Annotated in this window: 17 protein-coding genes; 11 read left to right on the forward strand and 6 right to left on the reverse strand. The window is 43.4% G+C overall.

What is annotated here, in order from left to right:
- Positions 1-2: 2 nt before the first annotated feature.
- A complete protein-coding gene (locus KYS23_RS03170) occupies positions 3-959 on the reverse strand; it encodes an AAA family ATPase (RefSeq protein ID WP_218418030.1) in 957 nt (318 codons plus the stop codon).
- A gap of 305 nt (positions 960-1264) precedes the next feature.
- On the opposite strand from KYS23_RS03170, the gene fadI reads away from it, so the two are divergent.
- From fadI to KYS23_RS03185, 3 genes are all read left to right on the forward strand, one after another.
- On the forward strand, positions 1265-2575 hold the full coding sequence (gene fadI / locus KYS23_RS03175) for an acetyl-CoA C-acyltransferase FadI (RefSeq protein ID WP_013784923.1): 1311 nt from the start codon (positions 1265-1267) through the stop codon (positions 2573-2575).
- Positions 2576-2594: 19 nt separating this feature from the next.
- A complete protein-coding gene (gene fadJ, locus KYS23_RS03180) occupies positions 2595-4733 on the forward strand; it encodes a fatty acid oxidation complex subunit alpha FadJ (RefSeq protein ID WP_218395405.1) in 2139 nt (712 codons plus the stop codon).
- Positions 4734-4936: 203 nt separating this feature from the next.
- Complete coding sequence (locus KYS23_RS03185; protein ID WP_159529679.1) at positions 4937-5134, forward strand: hypothetical protein; 198 nt, start codon at positions 4937-4939, stop codon at positions 5132-5134.
- Between the two features lie 164 nt (positions 5135-5298).
- On the opposite strand, the gene KYS23_RS03190 is transcribed toward KYS23_RS03185, so the two are convergent.
- The 3 genes from KYS23_RS03190 to KYS23_RS03200 all read right to left on the reverse strand — a co-directional run bounded on the left by KYS23_RS03190 (position 5299) and on the right by KYS23_RS03200 (position 13103).
- Positions 5299-5463: a hypothetical protein gene (locus KYS23_RS03190; protein ID WP_167347518.1), complete on the reverse strand. Its 165-nt coding sequence runs from the start codon at positions 5461-5463 to the stop codon at positions 5299-5301.
- 191 nt (positions 5464-5654) lie between these two features.
- A complete protein-coding gene (locus KYS23_RS03195) occupies positions 5655-10199 on the reverse strand; it encodes an EAL domain-containing protein (RefSeq protein WP_218395403.1) in 4545 nt (1514 codons plus the stop codon).
- Positions 10200-10355: 156 nt separating this feature from the next.
- Positions 10356-13103, reverse strand: coding sequence for an insulinase family protein (locus KYS23_RS03200; RefSeq protein ID WP_218418031.1), 2748 nt, complete (start codon positions 13101-13103; stop codon positions 10356-10358).
- Positions 13104-13261: 158 nt separating this feature from the next.
- Between KYS23_RS03200 and sixA the strand changes: the two genes are divergently transcribed.
- Positions 13262-13786, forward strand: a complete 525-nt coding sequence (gene sixA / locus KYS23_RS03205; protein ID WP_159529685.1) for a phosphohistidine phosphatase SixA — start codon at positions 13262-13264, stop codon at positions 13784-13786.
- 164 nt (positions 13787-13950) lie between these two features.
- A complete protein-coding gene (locus tag KYS23_RS03210; protein WP_013784916.1) occupies positions 13951-14139 on the forward strand; it encodes a hypothetical protein in 189 nt (62 codons plus the stop codon).
- Here the strand turns inward: KYS23_RS03210 and KYS23_RS03215 are convergent.
- Both KYS23_RS03215 and KYS23_RS03220 read right to left on the reverse strand, forming a co-directional pair.
- Positions 14136-15428, reverse strand: coding sequence for an HlyC/CorC family transporter (locus KYS23_RS03215; RefSeq protein WP_057793021.1), 1293 nt, complete (start codon positions 15426-15428; stop codon positions 14136-14138). The genes KYS23_RS03210 and KYS23_RS03215 overlap by 4 nt on opposite strands.
- Positions 15429-15556: 128 nt before the next feature.
- Positions 15557-16348: a cytochrome C assembly family protein gene (locus KYS23_RS03220; protein ID WP_159529687.1), complete on the reverse strand. Its 792-nt coding sequence runs from the start codon at positions 16346-16348 to the stop codon at positions 15557-15559.
- A gap of 322 nt (positions 16349-16670) precedes the next feature.
- Here KYS23_RS03220 and ffh point away from each other — a divergent pair, with 322 nt between their 5' ends.
- The 6 genes from ffh (at position 16671) to KYS23_RS03250 (ending at position 25361) form a co-directional block, all read left to right on the forward strand.
- Complete coding sequence (ffh, locus tag KYS23_RS03225) at positions 16671-18098, forward strand: signal recognition particle protein (protein WP_159529689.1); 1428 nt, start codon at positions 16671-16673, stop codon at positions 18096-18098.
- Between the two features lie 315 nt (positions 18099-18413).
- Complete coding sequence (locus KYS23_RS03230) at positions 18414-18824, forward strand: hypothetical protein (protein WP_159529691.1); 411 nt, start codon at positions 18414-18416, stop codon at positions 18822-18824.
- A 253-nt stretch (positions 18825-19077) separates the two neighbouring features.
- Positions 19078-22830 (forward strand): ATP-binding protein, encoded by a 3753-nt coding sequence (locus KYS23_RS03235; RefSeq protein ID WP_218418032.1) that lies wholly within the window; start codon positions 19078-19080, stop codon positions 22828-22830.
- Positions 22827-23462, forward strand: a complete 636-nt coding sequence (locus KYS23_RS03240) for a condensin complex protein MksE (protein WP_159529695.1) — start codon at positions 22827-22829, stop codon at positions 23460-23462. Before KYS23_RS03235 ends, KYS23_RS03240 begins: the two co-directional genes overlap by 4 nt.
- The gene (locus KYS23_RS03245) at positions 23459-24679 is read left to right on the forward strand and encodes a phosphoenolpyruvate carboxylase (protein ID WP_218418033.1); all 1221 of its coding nucleotides are present in this window, start codon (positions 23459-23461) and stop codon (positions 24677-24679) included. Before KYS23_RS03240 ends, KYS23_RS03245 begins: the two co-directional genes overlap by 4 nt.
- A 262-nt stretch (positions 24680-24941) precedes the next feature.
- Positions 24942-25361 carry a tellurite resistance TerB family protein gene (locus tag KYS23_RS03250; RefSeq protein ID WP_218395397.1) on the forward strand — a complete coding sequence of 140 codons (420 nt, stop codon included), beginning with the start codon at positions 24942-24944 and terminating at the stop codon, positions 25359-25361.
- The last annotated feature ends 35 nt before the right edge of the window (positions 25362-25396 follow it).

Consider the following 25396-nt stretch of genomic DNA (forward strand, 5'->3'; position numbering starts at 1 on the left):
GTTTATGGAACAGCTACGGTAGTAACAATTTGGTTAAGCACATCATTCATAGTAATGCCTTGTGCTTCTGCGTGATAAGACAAAATAATGCGATGGCGAAGTACATTATGTACCACCGCTTGAATATCATCAGGGCCAACAAAATCTCTGCCACTCAACCAAGCGTGTGCACGTGCGCATCTGTCTAAACTGATGGTGGCACGAGGGCTAGTGCCCATCGCAATCCATTCGGCAAGATTTGCATCAAACTTAGCTGGCTGTCTGGTAGCCATCACCAATTGCACTAAATACTGCTCAAGTTCGGGCGCCATATGTAGTGCTAGCGCTTCATTACGTGAAGAGAAGATATCTTGCTGGGTTAATTTAGGCGGCGTTACCGGCGGAACTGATAATGCTTCTCCGCGGGTCAAACGCAAAATCTCTAACTCTGTTTCGGCATCTGGATAATCAATATCGACGTGCATTAAAAAGCGATCGAGCTGAGCTTCTGGTAATGGGTAAGTCCCTTCTTGTTCTAGAGGGTTCTGTGTCGCCATTACCAAGAATAAAGGGGGAAGCGGGTAGGTCTTGCTGCCTACCGTTATTTGGCGCTCAGCCATAGCTTCTAGCAGCGCCGACTGTACTTTAGCTGGAGCACGGTTTATTTCATCAGCCAATACTAAGTTGTGAAATAGTGGGCCTTTTTGAAAAACAAATTCACCGGTTTCAGGGCGATAAATATCAGTGCCGGTTAAATCAGCAGGCAGTAAATCAGGGGTAAACTGAACGCGATGAAAATCACCGTCGATACCATTAGCAAGCGCGTTAATTGCTCTGGTTTTTGCTAGACCTGGAGGCCCTTCTACTAAAAGGTGCCCATCAGCTAAAAGCGCAATAAGGAGGCTTTTGGTAAGTGCACTTTGACCAATGATTTGCTGATCTAAATACTTCTGCAGTTGCTGAAATTGTTCCGCTGCCATAATGCAATTATTCCGTTGAAATTCTAGTTATCAGGAAAAGTAAACCAATTAACTCGCCCAAATGTATGTTACGAGTAGATAAATTGGCATAAAACAGACTATGTTTTTCTTATATGGTTCCCTTGTCGTCTAGTTCAAGTCGTTAAAAACATCTAATTTTCAGATAGGCGACGATTATTCGACACAAATAGGCTGAAAACTGTCCGTGAACGTTGATAATTTGCTATTTTGTTCATTGTTTGTAAAAATTGGGTTTATTACAGGTCAGACCACTTATTTCCCGTGGTCCTTAATTTAGGTGCATTATGTCAACAAGACAATCTGTTACTACCCGCGAGGGTGATCGTATCGCCATTGTGGCGGGGTTACGTACTCCGTTTGCAAAAATGGCGACATACTTCCACGGTGTTCCCGCTGTCGATTTAGGTAAAATGGTCGTAAACGAACTGCTCGTTCGCCATGGCATTCAAAAAGAATGGGTTGATCAGGTTGTCTATGGTCAGGTTGTTCAAATGCCTGAAGCGCCGAATATCGCCCGTGAAATCGTATTGGGTACTGGCATGAATGTGCATACTGATGCTTACAGCGTCTCTCGTGCATGTGCAACCAGCTTCCAGTCTACCGTTAATATTGCCGAAAGTATGATGGCTGGCCACGTTCAGGTAGGTATTGCTGGTGGTGCTGACTCTACGTCTGTATCGCCAATTGGTGTATCTAAAAACCTAGCGCGCGCATTGGTCGATCTTCAAAAAACCAAAACTTTGGGTCAGAAGTTTAATATCTTTAAGCGTTTAGGCCTTAAAGATTTAGCGCCTGTGCCGCCAGCGGTTGCAGAATACTCAACAGGTTTGTCTATGGGACAAACTGCTGAGCAAATGGCGAAATCCCACCATATCTCACGTGAAGAACAAGACGCACTTGCGCATCGTTCACACAGTTTTGCCGCGCAAAGCTGGGAAGAGGGTAAATTAGACAGTGAAGTAATGACCGCTTACGCAGAACCGTACAAAGGTGCGTTATCTCGCGACAACAACGTACGTTTCGATTCTAAGCTTGAAGGCTATGCCAAGCTTCGCCCTGTTTTTGATAAAAAATACGGTACAGTAACTGCGGCTAACGCTACCCCGCTAACTGATGGTGCTTCAGCTGTTATTATGATGACGGAAAGCCGTGCTAAAGAATTGGGCTATAAGCCATTAGGTTATCTTAAGAGTTATGCTTTCTCTGCCATTGATGTATGGGAAGACATGTTGATGGGGCCATCTTACGCCACGCCAATTGCGCTAGATCGCGCAGGCATGACATTAAACGATATTACGCTTATCGAAATGCATGAAGCTTTTGCCGCGCAGACACTTTCGAACGTAAAAATGTTCGCCAGCGATAAATTTGCCCAAGAAAAACTTGGTCGTGCAAAAGCTACCGGTGAAATCGACATGGACAAATTTAACGTTATGGGAAGTTCTATTGCTTACGGTCACCCGTTTGCGGCAACAGGCACGCGAATGATTACCCAAATGCTTAACGAACTTAACCGTCGCGGTGGTGGTACTGGTCTACTAACCGCTTGTGCAGCGGGTGGTTTAGGTGCAGCTATGATTGTGGAGACAGAATAATATGAGTCAGGACACAACAATGACAAATGACGTTCAAGCAACATCTGGTGCATTTACGTTAACCAAGCAAGACAATGGCGTTGCCATACTCACCATGGATGTACCTGGTGAGTCTATGAATACGCTAAAAGCCGCTTTTGGCGATGAAATATCTGCCATGCTGGATGACATTGATACTGATACCAGTATTAAAGGTGTTGTGCTGGTAAGTGGTAAAGCAAATTCGTTTGTAGCCGGTGCCGATATTAGCATGCTAGCTGCTTGTAATACTGCAGAAGATGCCACCACCATCGCGGCTGGCGGCCAAGCTATTTTTGAGCGTATCGAACGCATGAAAGCAACCTTTGTTGCAGCCATAAATGGCCCAGCACTTGGCGGTGGTTTAGAACTAGCCCTAGCGTGTCATTATCGAATTTGTACCGACTCTCCCAGCACTCAGGTAGGGCTTCCTGAAGTTCAACTTGGCTTATTGCCTGGAAGTGGTGGAACACAGCGACTACCTCGTTTAATTGGTATTCAGCAAGCCATGAAAATGATGCTTACTGGTGCACCAGCACGGGCAAAGCAAGCGAAAAAGTACGGCATTGTTGATGATGTAGTACCGCAAAGCGTGTTGCTAAAAGTGGCTGAGCAGTTCGCCCTTAAACGTAAGCCTGAGCGCGAAGCGCCGCAAAAAAGCGTGATGGACAAAATGCTTGAAAATACCGGCCCAGGCCGCGGCATGATGTTCAAAAAAGCGCGCGAAGCAACGTTTGCTAAAACTAAAGGTAACTATCCTGCGCCAGGTTACATTATTGATGTCATCGAAACTGGCATGCGTGATGGCGTTGAAGCTGGCCTTAAAGCTGAAGCGGAAGCATTCGGTAAGTTAGTGATGACACCTGAATCTTTTCAATTGCGTCAGATTTTCTTCGCGACTACCGACATGAAGAAAGAAAACGGTATTGAAGGCGTAGCGCCAGAGAAGATGAAAAAAGTTGGCGTACTAGGCGGCGGATTAATGGGCGGGGGTATTGCGTTTGTAACCTCTACTAAAGCCGGCGTACCTGTTCGTATTAAAGATGTTCGCCCTGAAGGCATTGCTAACGCGATGAAGTACAGCTACGACATTTTGAATAAGAAAGTGAAGAAGCGCTTCATGCGTAGTAGCGAAATGCAAAAGCAACTGTCGCTTATCACTGGCACCTTAGATTATAGCGGCTACCAAGATACCGATATTGTGGTTGAAGCGGTATTTGAAGATTTAGATCTTAAGCAAAAAATGGTTGCGGATATTGAAGAAAACTGCAAAGAGAACACCATCTTTGCCTCTAACACTTCTTCTATTCCAATTACCCAAATTGCTGCTAAAGCAGCTCGCCCTGAAAACGTGATTGGTCTTCATTACTTTTCACCTGTAGATAAAATGCCATTAGCCGAAGTTATCGCTCATGAAACTACGTCGGATCAGGTTATTTCATCTACCGTTGAATTTGCGAAAAAGCAGGGCAAAACCCCCGTCGTTGTTAAAGACGGCGCAGGCTTTTATGTTAACCGTATTTTAGCCCCTTACATGAATGAAGCGGCTAGCTTAATTCTTGCTGGTGAGCCTATAGAGCACATCGACAAGTCCCTCGTTAAGTTTGGCTTCCCCGTTGGGCCTGTGAAGTTACTTGATGAAGTAGGCATTGATGTTGGTACTAAGATCATTCCTTTCCTAGTAGAAAGCTTTGGAGAGCGTTTTACGGCGCCTTCAGCTTTCGATAAAGTACTGGCTGATGGTCGTAAAGGTAAAAAGAACCAAAAAGGTTTTTACAGCTATGAAGGTAAGAAGCCAGGTAAAGAAGTAGATGAAAGTATTTACTCACTCCTGGGTTTAACACCGTCAACGAAATTAAGTGAAAAAGAAGTGGCTGAACGCTGCGTTCTTATGATGCTTAATGAAGCTGCTCGTTGTTTAGATGAGAGTGTTATTCGCAATGCCCGTGATGGCGACATTGGTGCTATCTTTGGTATCGGATTTCCACCTTTCCTAGGCGGTCCTTTCCGTTATATGGACACGTTAGGAATCAAACATGTTGTTGAGCGTTTGAATCATTACGCTAGCTCCGTAGGTGATAAATTCGCACCTGCAGATGTATTGGTGAAAATGGCTGAAGAGAACTGCACCTTTTACTAGTATGTAAGCGACATATAAAAAGCCGGGAGCCTGAAACGTAAAGGTTCCCGGCTTTTTTTGTGTGTAATGAGTAATTTGGCTGGTTTGCTAGCCAATTTTCAGTACAATCCGGCAGTTTCGAAAAAATACAAGTCAAAATTTTGGCGTTGTATTTAATAGAGTTTTTCAATCCCCTTAAATAGTGAGCTAAGTAGGAGTGCTTCTTGTTTGTTTTAATATCGATAAGCCTATTAAGTAGTGTTTTCTTTTATGTAGAGGCTGTGAAGTGGGGAATGAATGCTAAGTATTGGGCAGTGCTTGCTTTAGTGATAGGGCCTTTTGTATTCCCTATATTTGGTATTGCCAGACACATACATTGGCGAAGGGCAGCAGGCTTTAATAATCTAATGGTAGAAGCGTAAACGACAACAGAACGACTAGACAATGTCTAGAGCTAAGCCCTGGCGAGTTTAAAGCGGGTCAGCCCTCTCTAATTCCCAGTAAATCTATACATTAAGCGCACAGCTGAATTACAGGTATAAAAAAAGAGAGTCTATGCTCTCTTTTTTGGAATTCTTTCAAGCTCTTATAAGCCTACACCGTAGCCATTGCCCGTTTTTGGGCGGTAGTTTTGGGGCTGAGTAACAGACTCTTTTTGCTGTTCAGGGGCTTGTTTAGCGCCTTCTTGGTTATCAGCAGCAACAGGGGTAGCGGTAGATAGTACTAATGCAACAGCATACTCTTTTAACATATTAATATTCCTCTGACTTTTTATTTTAAGAACGAACAAACAAAACCGATAGAAAGGATGTTTACCGGTTACAGAAGATATTGCGAGAGATGTGCCAACTTTTTAAGTCATTGATTTTAAGTGGTTAAAGTTGTATTTGGTGCGTTTTTTGACACTTGGGTTAGTCAAAAGTAGTAAGCGCCAAAAAAAAGTCAGATGTTTGAATGGCCAAGCAGGTTATGAAGCTTTTGGTTTTCAGTAAGTAGTTTTTCAAATCGCTCGGCATTAAGCGGGCGGCTGTATAAAAAGCCCTGTAGCATCTCGCAATCATAGCGACGCAAGATATTAAGCTGCTCTTCTTCTTCAACCCCTTCAGCCACTACCTTTAGGCCTAGGTTATGGGCAATGTTAATTATTGCTGCTGCCATATGACGGTCAACGCTACTTTTCGCGATATCGTCAATAAACGCTTTATCTATTTTAAGGGTATTGAGCGGGAATCGCTTCAAATAGGCTAAGGAAGAGTACCCAGTACCAAAGTCATCAAGGGCAAGGTGTATGCCTCGTTCTCTTAATCTACTCATCATACGAAGGCCATTTTCAGGGTCTTCCATTAACGTCCCTTCGGTAATTTCACACTCTAGGTGCAGTGGGGATAGGCCTACTTCGCTTAAAATTCGATTAATTCTGTCGTCTAAATCTGGAAGTTCGAATTGTTTAACAGAGATATTCACGGCTACCCGGCCGGTAAACAAGCCTTGAGATACCCAGCGTTTGGTATCGATACAGGCTTTACGTAATACCTGCTCACCAATTTCAATAATCTGGCCTGTTTGCTCAGCAAGGGGAATAAATTGCCCTGGGCTTACAATGCCTTTCTGCGGGTGTTCAAAACGCACTAACGCTTCCATACTGACCAGTTTACCAGAGGCGATATCAACTTTTGGTTGGTAGTAAACCGTAAATAGGTCGTCTTTAATTCCGTGGCGAATTAAGTTTTCAATTTGCAACTGACGAACCGCATTTTGATTCATTTCACCGCTGAAGAATTGATAGCTGTTGCCACCATTATTTTTCGCAAAGTACATGGCGGTGTCGGCATTTTTTAGCATTTCTTGTGGCGTATTACCGTCGTCAGGGAAAAAGGCTATGCCTAAGCTTGCGCCCAATACAAACTCTTGCTTATTGATGATGAAAGGGCGAGCGAGTGTATCAAGTAAGTTTTGTGCGTAATGGGTGACCGTATGAATATCTGCGCTATCTTCCATTAAGACACTGAACTCATCGCCACCAAGGCGATAACAAGTGGCATTTTTACCTGTAATACGTTGTAAGCGTTTGGCAATTTGTTTAATTAATATGTCACCAGTTTGGTGGCCTAGCGAGTCATTTATTTTCTTGAAGTTGTCCATGTCCAAACACAACAAGGTGTGTGGCGAGCCCTTACGGACTAAATTTTGATGACTAGCTTGGTAAAACGAGCGATTAGGCAGTTCAGTTAAAGGGTCGACATTGGCCAGTTTAAGTAATTCTTTTTCGGTACTCTTACGAGAGGTGATATCGCTGAATACACCAACGAAATGACTTATTTTGCCATCGTCGTCGTGTACCGCATCTATGTTTAATTCCATTTCATAGCGTTCGCCATTAACGCGAACTGATTCTACTTCACCCGACCAGTTACCTTTGGTTTTCAGGGTCTTTTTAATCTCTTCTGTAAACGCATCGGGATACAAATGGAAATGTAGGTAGCTGGCAAGTGCTTGTTCTCTAGTTTCACCTGTATAGCTACAGTAAGCGTTATTCACTGAAATAAATTTAAACTGTGTGGTGGTAATGAATACACCCTCAGAGATATTTTCGATTGAACGCTTAAAGAGGTTTAGCTGTTCTTCTGCTTCCTTTAGGTGGTTGATATTCTTCAACGTTCCGGTCATACGAACCGGCTGCTGATTATGATCGCGCTCAACCACTTTTCCACGATCTAGTAGCCATATCCATTGGTTTTTAAAGGTTTTAGCGCGATAGGCAAGCTCGTAGAAGTCACTCTTACCTTCTAAATGGTTGCGTAATGTATCCCTAACGCGACCTATATCATTGGGGTGGATATTCGCATCATAGGCGCCAGTGGTTCTTATATCGTCTTGTGGGAAGTCTAAAGTCCCCCATGTGTTTGCTCGATATACTTGCCCGCGATACACGTCCCAATCCCATAGTTCGTCGCCAGAGCTCCATAAGGTAAGTTTAAGGCGTTCCTCTGATTCACGTATGGAAAGTTGATTCGATTTACGCAATTGGTACTGTCGAATAATAAAGGCCAGAACAATGGTTAGAATAAGTGCATAAAAAACTAATGCGACGGAATGTAACCAAGGGGGGCGTGCAATATAAATTTTTAACTCGCGACTTTGAGACCAATGCTTCCCAGGTTCGATAGCTTGGACTTCAAAAATATAATTTCCAAAAGAAATATTGTTAAATTGAGCCGTCCTAACATTTTCATTGTAAACCCATAAATTATCCATACCTTTAAGACGATATCGGTATGAAACCTCTTTAGGGTATACCGCGTTTATTAAACCAAATGAAATGCTGAACCTAGATTCAAAGTACTCTAGCGTTTTTTCACTTTTATAGGTGATGTTTGCAAGTAAACTATCTTCTTCAACTACTCTATCTGTACCAAGCAACCCCGTATTCGCTTGGTTTGACTCACCAAATACTCTAAATTCAAATAATTCAGGCATTCTTGTTCGATTCTCACTTTCAATCGTCGATGTTTGATGTGCCTTAGATATTATGTTGAAGCCTTTGTTACCGCCAAAATAGATATCTCCATTAGAGGTCGCTAAAACTGCACTTTCCCCTAACGAATTAAATTCGAGTTGATCGTTTGAAACACTCGACATTTCAGTAAGTGTCGAGAGTTCGATTTGATGCACGCCCGCACTGTCGGCATACCAAATGCTGTCGTGGGTACCAATAGATGAGAAAATAAATCCATTTCCATCATCACGAGTTTGCCGCTGTACAACTTGCAGTGTTTTTTTGCTAACTTTGAGCACGCCATCTGAGCGGGTAGTTAACCAGTACGCATCAGGCGTTTCATACACACCATAAACAGGTGATGAAAGACCTTTTTCTTTTCCAATCCGGTCTATTACTCTGTTACTACTTAGGGAGTAAAGAAGAATGCCACTTTCTTGCCGAAGCCATAGACGATTGTTATTATCGGTAAATATAGGGAGTAGGATAGTAGAGGTGTCATCTACTTCGTGATGGACCGGTAAAGGTGATGCCGAGTTCATCGAGGTGTCTATTGAATACAGGCCATTATCTTCCAACCAAACCCAAACTCTGTTGTTCCCTTTATAAATATAGTCAACAAACTGCCCTGGGAAATAACGCTCTAATAGCTCAAGCTTATTATCTACTCGTTTATAGACACTTAAACCACCTGAACTGGCGACCCAAAAGTAACCTTCTTTATCAATTTCAACGTCCCAATAACTGGTGCCAGGCGAGATTTCCTCATCTAAAGATAGATAGTCGAAATCACCTGTGACTCGATCGAGCCTTCCAATCCCGTCTTGTTGAGATGCAAAATAAATATCATTAGATGAGTCTTGGGCTAGACCCCATATCGTTGAGTTTTCATCTCTATCTGTGGCTTTAAGCGCGCTAGAATGAAAGCGTATTTCTGAAAACTCCGAGTGGAACTTAAAGGCATTTTGCATAGTGCCAAGCCATAGTGCGCCAGATCTATCTTTGGTGATACCGAAAATAATCTTTTGGCTGAGCTTGGTTATATTTTTTTTGTCTGAACTTAAATGGGCAATGTCTGCTGAAGATATATTTTTTGGAGATTCAATATTACTGTTAACAATAAAAAGCCCATTGTCTGAACTGAACCAAACATTCCCATTGAACTCTATAATGGAAGTGACATTCACGTTGCTATCAAGGTTCAATAGCTCTCTACTAATGTGTTTGAGCTGACCACCGTTCGCACTAATAACGTATACGCCTTCATTCGTTGCTAACCAATAATTGCCTTCAATTACCGTAACATCATGCAAGGCACCCGTTTCTATACTTATTCCCCAGGGATTAACCCTGCCTAAGTCAAAAACTTCTTTGGTATTTTTATCTAAAATTTTTGCACCTAGTTCATTAGAGCCAAACCAGATTCTAGACGGTTCATCGAAAATTAGTTTAATGGTGCTATCTGTCTTGTAGACTTGAGCGAGTATTTTTATTTGGTTATTTTCATTCTTAGAGAGGGAGTAAGCAAATTTATGGTCTGAAAACAGAATGCTGCCGTCAATACCTTCACTGATGGTCGTGATTACATCGAGTTTGATGACAGAGTTTTGTTTTGAAAATGTTTCAAAATCATCGCTTTCTGGTCGGTAGCGGGCTAATCCTGAATGAGTCGCAATCCAAAGGATGCCGTCAGAGTCAACAAACAATTTTTGAATAAATCCACTTGGGAGGGCGTGGGGGTCGTTGTCTGACGGGTGATACTGATTAATTTCATAACCAGAGTAACGGTTGAGCCCGTTTGGTGTCGCAAGCCATATGTACCCCTTGTCGTCTTCGGCAATGTCGAGAACAACTGTACTTGACAACCCATCTCGGTTGTCTAACTCAGTAAATTGTAAATCAGCAACTTCTATGGCTGCCGCATCGGAGAAAATTACTCCGAGCAGTTGAAGCCATATGACTATAACTGAGTAAGCTAGGGTTGAGCGCACCTACACACCTTTGGCATTACGCCTTATCATTATAATTTATAGTTAGGCTGGCCGCATCCCTAACAGCCAGAGTAATAAATATGCCGAAATAACGCGGGCTCTACAAGCGATTTTTAGTTATCGGAGGGTGATGGTTCAATTGTTAACCACCTTTTGCTAGTAATAGGGAATTTGGGATTTAAACTCGGAAATTCCATTGATGGTTCTTTGCTTTGGTGTTTCTAGTTTTTCGTACTTGCCTTGTGCAAAAAGAATTAACTCTCCGCACCGTTCTCGCTTGGCAAGTTGGTGCGCGTAGCTTTGTATATCCTCAAAACTCAATGCGCTAATACATTCAGCAAGTTGGGTATTTCTATTAAAGCTTAAATCCTGCGTCCCTAAGCTTATCCATAGTCTTTGCGACTTCATCGATAAATTAAGATCGCGTTCTTCTAGTTGCTTCAATAAGTTCTGTTTGATGGTAGACCAATAAAAACGATAGAACTCGATTTCTTCTAACTGCTGAAACAAAAATACCGTCATCGCATCAAGTAACGTTTTGGCACTATTATTAGGGCTTTGTACATAAAATGCCATCCCCGGGTGTTGATTATGGGGAACATAACCGGTTCCCACAATGTAGCCCAATTGTTGTTCTGTTCTAAGTGCATTGAAAAATGGTGCCGCTAGCATTTGTTCCAACACCATACAAAGTGCAGTGTCGTGCAGGTCTGCAGTCGGTGCCTGCAAATACAGCACTACAGCAGCATCGTCGTGTTCACAGGTGACTTGATGATAAAAAGCTTCACCAACAGGAAGTTTCGACACCGCGCGCGACAAAGGTGAGCCGCTGGTATTAACACATTTACTATCAATATTTTTCGCGAAGTCCTTTGCTTGTTCACTGGCCCAATTGCCATGCACAAAGCTTTCTATGAAATAGTCATCAAATGCATTGTCACGCACGTTAATCATGTCTTCATAGGAAGTGTTTGCTACCGCTTCCAGTAATTCCACAGGGGCTTGTGTATTACGCTGTATCAACACGCTTAACCTAGAGAACAAGCGGTTAGTCGGTTTGTTCAGCAGTGAGTTCTGTAAATTCTGAAGCTGCATTTGTTTGTAATGCTGAAAATTAAACTCAGAAGGTTTGAATGATAAGACGGCTTCTAATAACTGCTCTGCTAACAACATTTGCTGATTGGTAAAGCCTCGGGTATGCAGCGTAAAGCCAGCTTGATGACCATAAATTCGATAATGTAACCCTGCAATTTCGGCGCGGTAATACTTGGCCTGAAGGTAGTCATTTAATGCACTTAACCAGATTCGTTTAGCAGCAACCGCGGTTAACGAATCAGAGAAATGCACCATATCAAACGAGACATAAATGTCGCCTTTTGGGCTAAAAAACTGTTGGTCTTGTGCAAACCAAAAACGCACACCGTCTTTCTCAACCAATCTGGTCGGGTTATCAACTCCCGTTTCTGGTAATACTAGCGCGTAGCTTTCCCCTAAATAGGGGTTCGGAGGGGGAAGCGATAATGCATCTATCGTTATTGGTGACGCAAAGGCATTCAATTGATCGTCAGCAATAGGTTGAACACGGTATCTTGCGTTGTAATACGCGCAACTTCTATCGGTTTCTACATCCGGAGAGATTACTTTTAATCGAATGTTACACGGCGTAAAGAACGACAAGGCCTCTTTCATGACAGTGCCGTCGTAGCTGCCGATACTTGTTCGAAGTTTTCTAAGCTGCTCTGGCGTGAACAAAAATTGATGCTGGGCAAATTCGCTCACCATCGTTAGCGGCTTGACGTTTTCTTCGTACTCTAGTGCTAGCGCAGTAAGTTGCGCTTTCTCTTCGAATCGCCACGAGTCATTAATAGATTGTTTAACCAATTCTAGGTAACTGAATAATGCCATCACAACATCTTGTTGTTTTGCTAATCCTAGTTCTGTTAGCTGGAAGCTTATATTGAAGTCTTTAAATTTATCGCCTTCAATACCCGAGCCAGCGATCAGATTTACCGCCCAGTTTTGGCTCTTCAAATACGCAAGTAAACTGCCTTCGCCCTCATCGCCAAGTAAATGGCTAATATAATTTAGCGGTTTGGTATCGATATCGTTGTGAATACCAGGCAATGCAAAGGTTACAATCATTCGCCGCGCAGTTTGCAGCGGTTTAATATTAATTTGAATACCAAGCTGAGAAGAGGAATACAGCGCAGGCCATGAATCATTGGCTAACGCTCCGGCCTCAAAACTTGAAAAGCTTTGTGTTATTAACGCTTCTAACTGAGCAATGGGAACTGGGCTTGATATACATAAACACATGTTACGACCGCAATAATACTGTTTATGTAGGGCTCTTAATGCCTCTCGAAGACTGCCAACCTCGTGTTTTGAAAATATATCGGCATTGCCAACAGAAAATTTTGAGAAGGGATGAGCCGGATTACACGTTTCTTTGTGAATCTGATAAAGCCGGCGTAAGTCGTCTTTAATTTTAAACTGAAACTCTGCATCAATAGACTTTATTTCGTTTGTCAGCGCAGTTTCATTTAAGATGGGTTGGCGCAGCATATCGGCAAAGGCTGGAAGAGTTTGCGCAATGGCAGAGCCGTCACACTGATAATGGTAATTCGCATATTCAGTGCCTGTCCACGCGTTTATATTACCACCATATTGCTCGATGAACCCGTTGATACTATTAGGGTTTGGGAAATGTCGACTTCCCATAAAGAGCATGTGTTCTAGCAAGTGGGCTAGCCCCTGACAATCGTTTGGATCGTAAAAATGACCCGCACGAACCGCCATAGAAACATAGGAAGTGCTGGATTGTGGTTCATAGCATAACATAACCCTAAGACCGTTGGGCAAGGTAAAATGATATGCATTATCAAATTTTTGAACGTTAGTCACATGATCTCATTGTAAAAACTCAAGACAAAATTGTCAGGAAAACCACGAACTGCTCACAATCCCTGAAATGAAATAATACAGTTAAATAACCACTATTTAGGTTTTGTGCTATGCGTAATTAAAGCACTCTGTTATCGTAACTGCACATAAAACATAGTATGCGTAATGTTATGTCAGGTCAAAGTAGCAACGACGACATTTTTTTATTTATCATGCGCCATGGAGAGGCAGAAGCGCCGCGTTTGGATGACAAAAGTCGGCAGCTCACCCAAGTTGGTAGACAGCAATCGTCGGCCGCCACGCAGTGGTTGTGTGCGAATTATTGTCCTGATAACGCCGTGGATTTGGCGCTAATCAGTCCTTATCGTAGAACTCGCCAAACCCTTGATATGGTCTCCCTTGATATCGTCGCTGATAAAATCGAAGTCAATGAAGATATTATTCCCGACGGTTCGGCAGAATTGGTTAGCGATTATTTGTCGGCGCGGATACACAGCGCTGTTAATTCAAAACAGCCCCTCAAGCGAATATTGGTGGTCAGTCATATGCCATTAGTCAGCTATTTGGTTGACGCATTGTGTCAGTCTTACACAACCAGTTTATTCGCTACCGCTTCCATTGCTGTCATCCGATACTCGCCTAGAACACAAAAAGGTACCTTGGTAACGCATTACCAAGGCTGAAGGTTTAATGGCTAAAATAGGCTGGGGTACACGGTGTGTCTGGTTTGAAAGCTTATGATTATATTAGACTAAAGATTTATTCGCGGATTTTGCTTCAGAAGTTTTGTTTTTGACCGATAATTAATATTGAGAGTGTCAACGTTTATTCGAAAGCAGGGTGGGGAATGACCAGCAAATCTATTCCTGAACTCCTCAAGCGTTCATTGCAGTCGCATATGGCGGAAGCAGATTTGCGCGAAGACGAGGAGATGCAGGACATTATTACAAAACTATCTACATTGTCTGACAAGGTTGCGGCTGCAAAAGCGCAAGTGCTTGCCAAACGTGCTCAAAAAGCAGTAGATAAAATCTAGTCTGAAGCGCCAGATTGGGGGGCGTTGAAGTACTCCGGCATAATACGAACCGTTTTGATCATGTTTTCTGTAATATCCACAATCTCTAACGGGTAACCTGCCAAGCGAACACTCACTTTGTTCTCAGGAATTTCTTCTAAATACTCTAGCAATAACCCATTCAACGTTTTTGGCCCTTCAGTAGGCAAGTTCCAATCCATTTCTTTGTTTAGATCGCGAATGTTAGCACTTCCGTCCACCAGCACAGAACCATCTTGCTGAACGTGCGCTTCTTTGCTGTGATCGGGCACCATGCTGGTCGTGAAGTCCCCGATGATTTCTTCAAGAATATCTTCTAATGTGACCAAGCCCATAATGTCGCCATACTCATCGACAACCAGTGCAATGCGCTCTTTCTCAGCTTGGAACTTGTACATTAGCGTATGCAATGGCGTTGATTCTGGCGTGTAGTAAATTTCTCTTACTGCACGCAGTAGGCTCGACTTGGTAAACTGATCTTTTGATAATAAACGCAGTGCATCTCGCACATGAACAAACCCTACTGCATCATCGATACTATCGCGGTAAAGTAATACGCGGGTATGTTGGGCGTGAGTAAGGTGTTTCTGAATCCGCTTCCATTCGTCGTTAATATCTATGGCGACAATTTCAGCTCTTGGCACCATAATATCTTCAGCTGTGACACTTTCTAAATCAAGAATACTTACCAGCATATCTTGGTGTTTTTTCGGGATAAGGCTCCCCGCTTCGTATACCACAGTACGTAATTCTTCACGACTTAAAGAGTCATCATTGCCATCTGCTGGACTAATTTTAAGCAGAGCTAAAATGCCATTGGTGATGCCATTGATAAAAGCCACAAATGGATAAAGTATCGTTAGCAAGGGCAATAGTATTACCGAGCTTGGGAAGGCCACTTTTTCTGGGTAAAGGGCGGCTAATGTTTTCGGGGTGACTTCCGCAAAAATAAGTAGAATTAAGGTTAGACCAAAGGTGGCTGCAAATAAGCCCCAATAATCGCCAAACAAGCGAATACAAATAATTGTCGCTAACGATGACGCGGCGATATTAACAAGGTTGTTCCCTATTAAGATAAGACCTATAAGTCTATCAGGGCGGTCGAGCAGTTTTTGAACCCGTTGGGCAGATTTATTGCCTTCGTTTTGCAGGTGCTTCAGGCGATAACGGTTTATCGACATCATGCCTGTTTCAGAACTAGAGAAATACGCAGAAAGTAATATGAGTACGCCGAGCGCGATAAACAGCGTACTCGTAGATATGTCGTCCAACTATTGGGTTCCTATCATTTATTGATGTTCAAATAATATAATTTGAAATTGGGTCTACATGTGCAATATACGCAGCATACGCAAGGTGTGCACGTAAATTTGATTAATTCATTTAGATAATAGGTGATTTATAGCAATATTTCGCGAACCAATTTACTACCGAAGTACGCAAGTGACAGTAAAATAACGCCGAGTACTGTCATAAATATCACTTGTCTTCCTCGCCATCCTCTCAGCTTTTGACCAACCAATAATATTAAGTACACGACTAAAGCGGCACTCGATAGTACCGTTTTATGCGCATACGTTTTATTAAACATGTCATCTAAGAACACAAACCCGCTAAGAAGCGACACAGATAACAAGCATGTACCCACCAGCAAAAGCTTAAACAATATGCCTTCTACCAACATCAGAGGTGGCAAAGATGAATGTAGTAGCGCTGCGCCTTTTTGTTTCAATCGATAGGTGATGTATGACATCTGCAAGGCATAAAGAAAGGCAATAACCAATGTGCAATAAGCAAACAGAGACAAGCTGATATGCACAACTAGCCCTGGTTGCAGCTCTATATGCATGATGTAAGACACGGGAATAAATAGCGAGGCCAGCACTGATAGGCTAGCAAACCCAAATACCACCGGAAGCAAAATAAGGTTTGGAATAGCGCGAGCAAATATCAGCATGGCGGTGGTGATTATCCACGCCACTAGTGAAAGTACATTGGTAATACTCATGTCTTGCCCAGGCGCCACCATAATAACGTTAAGCAAAAACGCAATGTGCGCAACAACACCTAAGCTAGCAATGCCTAGGCCTAAGCGTTTGTTTGGGCCTTCTTGATGTACAAACTTGCCAAGTAAAACAATGGCGGCCATAGCGTAAAGCGCAGCGGCGGCAATGGCGAAAGCGGTGTTCATGATGTTTCCTGTAAAAAATGGTGTTTATCACCAATACTGGCGGTATTGATACTGGAAGTTGGGCTTAAATTCAACCATCTCCTTGTTTTTCTTTATGCAAGTACCATGTATTGGGGCAATAGCGTTCGTTTAATTTTCTCGCAAGCTAGTCTTTGAGATGAGACAATAACGACCTGAATTAGTTTAATGGTGGCTCATAGCAGGCTTGTATGCGTGAGCAGTAGACAGAGGAAAGAAATTTCCTTCACTAGACGGTACGTTAAGTCGCCCTTTTACGTTACAATAGGCGCATTACGTCTGAAATAAATAGAAGTTTCATACTATGTTTGAAAATTTATCAGAACGCTTAGGCCAGACATTACGAAATGTCAGTGGTAAGGGGCGTCTTACAGAAGACAACATTAAAGAAACGCTTCGCGAAGTGCGCATGGCGTTACTTGAAGCGGATGTTGCATTACCGGTTATCAAATCCTTCGTTGCACAAGTCAAAGAGCGTGCGGTAGGGACTGAAGTTACCAAGAGCCTGAAGCCAGGACAGATCTTTATCAAGATTGTTCAGTCTGAGCTAGAAGCGGTGATGGGGGAAGCAAATGAAAAGCTAAACCTTGCCACTCAGCCTCCTGCGGTTATTTTGATGGCTGGCCTTCAAGGGGCGGGGAAAACCACCTCTGTAGGTAAGCTTGCTAAATACCTAACCGAGCGTGAAAAGAAAAAGGTTATGGTAGTGAGTGCCGATGTTTATCGCCCAGCGGCGATCAAACAGTTGGAAACCCTTGCTAGCGAAGTTAACGTTGCTTTTCATCCATCAACTATTTTGCAAACGCCAATTCACATTGTTGAAGGCGCCATTGACGAAGCGAAGAAAAACTTCTTTGATGTACTGCTAGTTGATACTGCAGGTCGTTTACATGTCGACAATGACATGATGGACGAGATTAAAGATTTACATGCTGCCGTGAAGCCAATTGAAACCTTGTTCGTGGTTGATGCCATGACAGGTCAAGACGCTGCCAATACAGCAAAGGCGTTCAACGATGCACTACCATTAACCGGTGTAATCTTAACGAAAGCCGATGGTGATGCACGAGGCGGTGCAGCGCTTTCAGTTCGTCATATTACGGGTAAACCTATTAAGTTTATCGGTATGGGCGAGAAAGTAGATGCGCTAGAGCCATTCCACCCAGAGCGTATCGCTTCACGGATTTTAGGCATGGGTGATGTACTCAGCTTAATTGAAGAAGTGGAACGTAAGGTTGACCGCAATAAAGCAGAACAACTGGCTAAGAAAGTTCAAAAAGGCAAAGGCTTCGATCTGCAAGATTTTAAAGATCAGCTTGAGCAAATGAAGAACATGGGCGGCATGATGGGAATGATGGACAAACTGCCGGGTATGGGCGGTATGTCTGAAAAAATCAAAGAACAGGCCAACGACAAGCAGTTTAATCAGATGGAAGCCATTATTAACTCGATGACACCCGCTGAACGTTCTCGCCCTGATATCATCAAGGGGTCTCGTAAGCGACGTATTGCCGCAGGTTCTGGTACCCAGATTCAAGATGTGAACCGTTTACTTAAACAGTTTACTCAAATGCAGAAGATGATGAAAAAAATGTCTGGCGGCGGCATGAAGAAAATGATGCGTCAGATGAAAGGTATGATGCCTCCAGGTGGACCGGGCGGTCCAGGTGGATTTGGTGGCGGAGGCCCAGGTGGTTTCGGCGGCGGTGGCGGAATGTTCCCTCCACGCTAACCGTTAAATAGAAATGAATTTAAAAAGCCCCATCAAGATGGGGCTTTTTTTTATTTTCTCGCGTCTCATTCTATAGGCGAGTTGTTTGGTTTAAGTAACAGGACGTAAGCAGTTACACGGGTCTACCTAATCTGAGAGCGTGCAAAATTAATTGTGGTAAGTAAGCGAAAGTCGTTAATTGTGGGCAGTTTTGTGTGTGAGTTTCTATTCTTAGATGTAGAAACGAGGAGGTACAATCTTGCGAGAATATTATGGTTTTGACAATCCTGAGCTATAATAGTGTCCAACGCTGTTAATTTTTGATGCGAGGCAATAATGATAAGAGCGAACTACGTCATTAGAGCAGACAATAATGTTGTCATTGTACATGTCAAAGGCGCTTGGGATCTTTCTATTGCTGAGAGATTTAGTAAGGAATTTAAAAGCTTAGGCCGTCAGCTTAACACCAGCCCTTGGGCACACCTTGTGTATTTCGACGAGTGGGCGTTGTCTACCCCAGACGTAGAACCTGTCATTAACGAAATGCTTGTTTGGGCAAAAATTAATAATATGACGCACACCGCGAGGGTCTATAAAGATCACGCGCTTAAAACGTACCAGCTTAATCGCATGTTAGATGCAGAGAAACAAAAGGACAATATATGCCATGTCGAACATTCAAGCGAAGGTTTTGAATGGCTTTCAAAGCATGGTTTTCACGTTAACCTTGCTAAGGTAGTTGCTTAATTTTTCTCTTTTCACTACAACACCTATCACCTTAGCGCAAAAAAGCAGCAGTCACTCATTCTGCTGTGTTTGTCCCCTCATACTGTCTGTGCAAATCATTCATTTCATAATACACTGAACGGCTCATTAATCGGTTTACAAGCAGTGCCTGAGTGCGGCTTGTTAATTGCAAAAAATAAAACGTTTAATATAGATAGACGTGCTTGAAGCCCCAAAAGGGCAATGTGCTGATACTCAAATAATAGGATACTGAATGGCAGGCTTAAAACGTATTGTTCTCATCGATACCCATTTGCCGGGTGTGGTTGAATTAAAGCTTGATGGGCATACCAACATCTGTGGTACGAACGCATCGGGTAAAACTACCTTGCAGCGGCTCATTCCGGTTTTTTACGGTGAATATCCTAGTCGTGTTGTACCTGCCACTCGCGATAGTTTTGAGCGTTGGTACTTACCTCGTTTATCCAGTTTTATTATTTATGAGTATGCGCGCGCCGATGGTGATTTATGCCAAGCGGTTTTAAGCTCCAACGGTTCGGGTGTTAACTATCGTTTAGTGGGCAAGCCGTTCGATATCGACGATTACTTAATTAAACAAAAAAGTGGTAAGCACGTTAGCGTAAGTAGCGCCGAACTTGCCCGCGCCATGAAACGCAATAACGTGATGGTAACCAGCTTACTTAATACCAAAGACTTCCGCGCGATTGTGCAAAACGACCATGGTGTATTAAACCAAAGCGGTAACGGGCGTGAGCTGTTAGGTTACGCTAAAATATTTAGCCTGTGCGAGCCAAGCAAGCACATGCGTCATATCGAAAAACTTGCAAAAGCGGTGCATTCAAAAGAAGGCAAGATGGAAACCATCAAAGCCATGATTGCCGCTATTTTGGAAGAAGACGGGGTAACACCGCCTACTTCAGGTTTAAGCCGTCACCGTGTTGATGACTGGATTAAAGAATGCCAGTTAATCAAACAGTTCGACAATATTCGTCCTGAGTTCAGTAAACTTGAACAAGCCGATATGGCGTTAAGCAGCACTGAGCAACTATTAGCTAACTTAAAGCACAGCTTTGAGTTGGATAAAGTGTATCTATCTACTCGCGTTGATACCACTAAAAACGAATTAGATGAGAACACATTTCAGCGTAAACAAACGGATAGTCAGTGGCACGATACCCGTGATCACCTTAACCAAGTTATTTCGTCTGCCCGTGCTGATGTTGAAAAATACACCAGTGAACTCGATACCGTTGAGCGTGAATTCGATAAATGGCAAGACCAGAATATCGATAAACTAAAAGAAGACGTGGCCAATCTAGCGCAGTGGCAAAACGCGCGCGAGCTGGCCGACAGCCGCTATCTATTGCTTACCGAAAAGCACCAAGATATTGAATCAGCCTACAACAAACGATTGGCTGAACTAGGCGATAAGTTGTCACTCTCGTTAGAGTCACTGTCAGCGGCAAGGCAAGAGGCAGCGGAAACCAAAGCAGAGCAAACACAACAAGAACATGAAGCCATTGCTCGCATTCGAGACGACTACGCAGGCCAGCTCAGCACCTTACAAGCAAATTATCAAACCGCGTCTGGTGAGCTTAAAGTCGCTGAAGCTGAACTTAAGTCCTCGCTATCTAACGCGGGTTACAACGAATTTGAACAGTCGCAATTAGATTTGCTTGATGGCGCCACAAAAGAAGCGTCGGTTAACGAAGATGCAGCTCGAGCGGCTTACCGACAAACTCAGCAAGCCCACAGTAAAGCGGTGCAGTTTAGGCAAGATGCCTCAAACGCCCTTGATAAAGCGCGCGTTGCGTTTCAAAAAGAAGAGAGTGCAGTTTCAAAAATCAATGGTTTGTTGTACCCCGGAGAGGGCTCACTGCTAGAATTCTTGCGAGCCAATGTCGATGATTGGGAATTATCGTTAGGTAAGGTGCTTCGCCCTGAATTGTTAGACAGAAACGACTTGAACCCCAGCGTGGTTAAAGCCGCTGGTGAAGCCAAATTGGACCAAAAGTCGGACACTGACGAAGCAAATACGTCGCTGATGGGCGTTAGTCTAGCCCTATCAGAACTTGAAATACCTGAATACGCACAAACCGAACAAGCCTTAAAGCAACAACTTCAATTAGCCGAAACTCGTCAAGCGGCATCGCTTGCTGCGCAAAATGAATGCGAAACGCGTTTAGCTAAAGCCAATGAAGATGTGCGTAATGCTGAATTGTCGATGACGCAAAAAGACAATGCAGTGAAAAGTGCTGAGGCTAGCCGTAAGCGTGCGCAACAAGACCGAGATAGCTTATTAAGCGAATACCAGCAGGCGCTTTCAGCGCGTAAGCAAAAGGCGAAAACCAAGCTTGAAGCTAACCTTCAAGCCCAAAAACAAGCCAAAGCCCAATATGAGCTTAGCCGCGATGAAATAAAAGATCAGCAGCGAGAGTCGGAAACAGAACATAGCTTCCACTGGCAACAACTTATCGCCGACAGTACAGGCCGTATTGCACAAATTGATAAAGACATGCAGCAGGCAAAAGCGAATGCTGCTTGCGACCGTGAAGACATGCAAAAGTGGCTTGAAAATGAGCTAAATAATCGCGGTGTAGATATAGACGAAATAGGCCAGCTTAAAAAGCAAATTAATAAGCTGAAAGAGGACATAAACCGCACCGAAGCCCACCGCCATAAAGTGGCTGACTATGAACGTTGGTATGCCACCATTTTCACTAAACAAAAAGTGGTATGGCAGGACGAACTAGCTAAAGCACGGAAATCTTTAGGGGAATCTGAACGCGGTTTAGCTCAAAAGCAAAGCGAGTACAAAGCGACGCGCGAACAACTACAAGAACAGCAAGCTTCACTTGAAACTAGGCTGAAGACAGCAACGGATCAACTAGAACAAGTTCGAACATTAAGTAAATCACTCAGTAAGCTTACCCTGCAAGCAGCGAAAGAGTTTACTGAAATTAAGCATGACGATGTCAGTGTGAACCAGCGTATTTCTGAAGTTCAAGGGCACTTACAAGAACGAGATACACTTTATAGTGATATTCGAGCTTATGTAGAAAGGTTCGATCAGTTGATTGCAGCGCAAGCTGGAACTGGGCTTTCTGATACATGGGAGCGCGCACGTGAAGAATGCGCCACTATTAACGCCCACGGTGTAAAGAGCTTCGACCATCGCCGCATGGTATCTCACTTATCTCAGCTTCTTAATGTGATAGTGCCTCAGAAACTGCAAGGCTTACGTGAGCAGGGCAGAATATTCGGGGCTGACTTGTCTCAGTACTACTTTGTACTTGCCGATATAGATAAGCGCATTGTGTCGCAAAGCCGCCGAATTACCCAAGAAGTCGACGGTGAGCTGTTCCTAGATGGTGTGTCTGATTCAGCTGTTAAAATTCGCTCTCGCATAAGTGAGCTAGAATTCTGGCCAGAGCTAGAGCAGTTTAGAAAGCTTTACGAGCATTGGATGGAAGAGGGCGCCAATACCTTACCTGAAGAAGAATACGGGCTAAGTATGCGCCGTGTGCTAGATATTTTAGGCCGCGCAGCACTAACTGGCGGCATCAGCAAGTTGCTTGATATCGAACTTCATTTACGTGAAGGCAAAAGCGACTTGGTTATCCGAACCGATCGTCAGCTTAATGAATCGTCAAGTCATGGTATGGCTTACCTTATTTTGTGTAAGTTCTTACTGGCCTTTACCCGTTTACTGCGAGGCGACGCAGAAGCAACCGTACACTGGCCAATTGATGAACTAGGTACGCTGCATCAAAGCAATGTGAAGAAAATATTTGATGCCTGTCAGAATAATAACATTAGCGTAGTCGGGGCGTTTCCTAACCCAGAATCGGAAGTACTTACTTTGTTTGAAAACCGCTACTTAATTGACAAAGTAACCCGCCAGTTGCAGGTGGTTCAGCCTAGAACCAGTGGCATTGCTGCTCGCCTACAAGCTAAAAAAGCAAAAGATAAAGGGAACGCCGCTAGCCAGGAGACATTATCATGATGACTGAACAAGGCCGCGTGTTAAGCGCACTATTGCAAGGGACGTTTATTTGTCAGGTTACTGACGAAGAAGCATGGCGTTTCTTGAAAAACCGTGAAAAAGCCCAGCAACTAGAGCCACATTTAGCCATGCTAAATCGCACGCTTTCAAGCACAGCTGAAGGCGATGTGTTTTTTGCCAGTTACCTCACCATTGGTGAGACAGAGCGCAAAATGCTAACTCAACAGTTTCAAGATACCGCGTCGAACTTAGTCCCGCTGGTGGAATGGTTGTTGTTAGTACAACAGGCCAATGAATCTGATATGCCGGTTACCATGGGCAATGCTATTCGCTTGAACGAACTGCAAACTACTATTGAAGATACCCCTGCCTATGCCGAGCAACTAGAGAAAATTTCTCGTTACCGCATGTTTGGTTCTACCAGCGTAAATTTAGATGGTCAGTTAAAGCAGGTATTTAAACGCTTAACTGAAATGGGGTACTTAACTAGGCCAAACCCAGAAAAGCAGATTTACCTTGCTACCGGTAAAGTAGAGCACCTCTATGAAATGCTGCGTTTTATTGATGAAACCGAAGCGCTAAGTTTATCTGAGCAAGCTGATGCAGCTATAACCCAAGGTAGCTTGTTATGAGCCAAGCGCTTATTCAAACAGGCACTCGCTTACTGAATGCATTGGGTAAGCACAGTGACCTTATTATGCAGGTGTATATAAACGGCACCGTTGATGAGCAAAAACACAGCCCTAAGGTTTTAGAGCAATTGGTGCAGCTGGGAGTGCTTTGGCGTCCCGAGTCGCAAAGTGAGTTGCGGCTTAAAAGTGCGGTGCGTACGTTACTAGAAGGTAGCTTACAAGATGAAAGAAACCGCACGATTAATGCGAATATCGGTGCGTCGCTAGCGAGCTTAAAAACCTTGGCTGAGCATTATAAAGAAGCGCTGCATTACAATAAGTACAATGAGTCTGCTGCTCACATGAGCGATTTAACCGAGCATGTGTATCAACTGTCTGAGTCATTATCGAATAGCGTACGTGTATTATTCGGGCGTATTACCAATGAGTTTGGTTATGTGTCTTCGGTAGATGCGAAAATTCGCGAAAACGAACTGGCGCAAGGGCAAGTTACTGATCTGTTGTCACAGCTGGAATGTTTCCGCTTTGACGAATTAAGTGAAATAGCTGGCTCAAACCGAGAGCTTCGCCATTTGCTGGTGGTTTCTTTGCAACAGCGCTTTTCAAAAGCCGCGCAAGAACTCTCGGTAGTACAAGCGCGGTTGATAGATTTGCTTGGCCGGTTTCGGGAATTCCAAGGTCGTACTCGCTTACTTAAAGGCTACTTGCTACACATGGAGCAACACCCTGACTTTGCGCCGGGTAACTACACTAACTTGACCCAAGTGCCAGTGTTGTTTAATCAATCGAACAGCGTGATTAGTGCAGCTGCGCCAGACGTGAATAACGTTGAGCACGAGAACGATTATCAAGAGATTGTGTCCTCGCTTACGCATATTCATCAACGTGCTTCTAAACAAGATGATGCTGAAGCACAACAAGATATCGATGTAACCGCACAATCTACGGTATCTCTTGAAAAGGATGAATTGCAGTTGGCCATAGAAGACTTCTTCTGCGAAGTCATTGATTCAGGCCAACCGAAAACAGCGTTAACCTACTATGAAGAAAAAGCATTAGGCTTTGATCAAGAGGTATGGATGTATCAAGTGATTGGTGGCTATCAAGCGCTTGCCGATCAGGAAAAGCAATTTTTTGCACTCGATCCCCATGGTGAAAATGACAAAACGTTTACTGGCAATTTCTACATTAACGATATCACGCTAGGGCTGCGTTAGCAGCTCTATTCTTTACAATCATCTTTACACTTATTTTGGGCTTCTTATACGCAAGTTTACTTGGAACCCGTAGAAAAAGGACTATAATAATAACAGTTGTTTTACACTAATTTCACATGTTGAACTTAATTGTTCATGGTGGCGTAATATAGCTGTCAACGAGTAGGAGCAACATTAAAACTCTCGTGAGAAACAATAAACTGCCTAGCAGGATGCGGGCAAGTAGTGGTGCCAATGCGTATGGCACGAAGAGGATGAAACTATGCAACTTTCACAGCAACAAACCTTTAATCAAGCACTTATCAAATTGTCAGTACTACTTTACCAAGTAGACGGTATGGTGACGTTATCCGAACAAGACTATCTCAATTCAATGGTTGAAGAATTAGACTGGCAAAGCCCAATTTGCCGGGAAGCTTTCTTGAACGATACGATTTATCAAACTAGACAAGCTATTGATACTGGCGATGAGCTTAAGTTCATGCGAGCGCTAAAAGATGACCTATCTTTTGACGCGGAAAAAACCTTGGAGGTCGCCATGGCAATCACAGGCGTTGATGGAGAGCGAAGTGAAGCAGAAACAGAGCTATTATCGGTACTTACCCATAAACTATTGGCAAAAGCATTGATAGCAGGCAGCAGTGCACTGCCCAATCAGGTTAATAGCCAAGCTCCGCACTAACTGCCTAGAGCTGGTTAAACACTTAGAGCTTAGCT

The sequence above is a fragment of the Alteromonas lipotrueae genome (assembly GCF_019249255.1).
Classification (GTDB): Bacteria; Pseudomonadota; Gammaproteobacteria; order Enterobacterales; family Alteromonadaceae; genus Alteromonas; species Alteromonas lipotrueae.

Excerpts from the sequence above, each read along its gene's own strand:
- KYS23_RS03170 (WP_218418030.1), bottom strand. The coding sequence starts at position 959 with ATGGCAGCGGAACAATTTCAGCAACTGCAGAAGTATTTAGATCAGCAA.
- fadI (WP_013784923.1), top strand. The coding sequence starts at position 1,265 with ATGTCAACAAGACAATCTGTTACTACCCGCGAGGGTGATCGTATCGCC.
- fadJ (WP_218395405.1), top strand. The coding sequence starts at position 2,595 with ATGACAAATGACGTTCAAGCAACATCTGGTGCATTTACGTTAACCAAG.
- KYS23_RS03190 (WP_167347518.1), bottom strand. The coding sequence starts at position 5,463 with ATGTTAAAAGAGTATGCTGTTGCATTAGTACTATCTACCGCTACCCCT.
- sixA (WP_159529685.1), top strand. The coding sequence starts at position 13,262 with ATGCGTAATGTTATGTCAGGTCAAAGTAGCAACGACGACATTTTTTTA.
- KYS23_RS03210 (WP_013784916.1), top strand. The coding sequence starts at position 13,951 with ATGACCAGCAAATCTATTCCTGAACTCCTCAAGCGTTCATTGCAGTCG.
- KYS23_RS03220 (WP_159529687.1), bottom strand. The coding sequence starts at position 16,348 with ATGAACACCGCTTTCGCCATTGCCGCCGCTGCGCTTTACGCTATGGCC.
- ffh (WP_159529689.1), top strand. The coding sequence starts at position 16,671 with ATGTTTGAAAATTTATCAGAACGCTTAGGCCAGACATTACGAAATGTC.
- KYS23_RS03230 (WP_159529691.1), top strand. The coding sequence starts at position 18,414 with ATGATAAGAGCGAACTACGTCATTAGAGCAGACAATAATGTTGTCATT.
- KYS23_RS03235 (WP_218418032.1), top strand. The coding sequence starts at position 19,078 with ATGGCAGGCTTAAAACGTATTGTTCTCATCGATACCCATTTGCCGGGT.
- KYS23_RS03240 (WP_159529695.1), top strand. The coding sequence starts at position 22,827 with ATGATGACTGAACAAGGCCGCGTGTTAAGCGCACTATTGCAAGGGACG.
- KYS23_RS03245 (WP_218418033.1), top strand. The coding sequence starts at position 23,459 with ATGAGCCAAGCGCTTATTCAAACAGGCACTCGCTTACTGAATGCATTG.
- KYS23_RS03250 (WP_218395397.1), top strand. The coding sequence starts at position 24,942 with ATGCAACTTTCACAGCAACAAACCTTTAATCAAGCACTTATCAAATTG.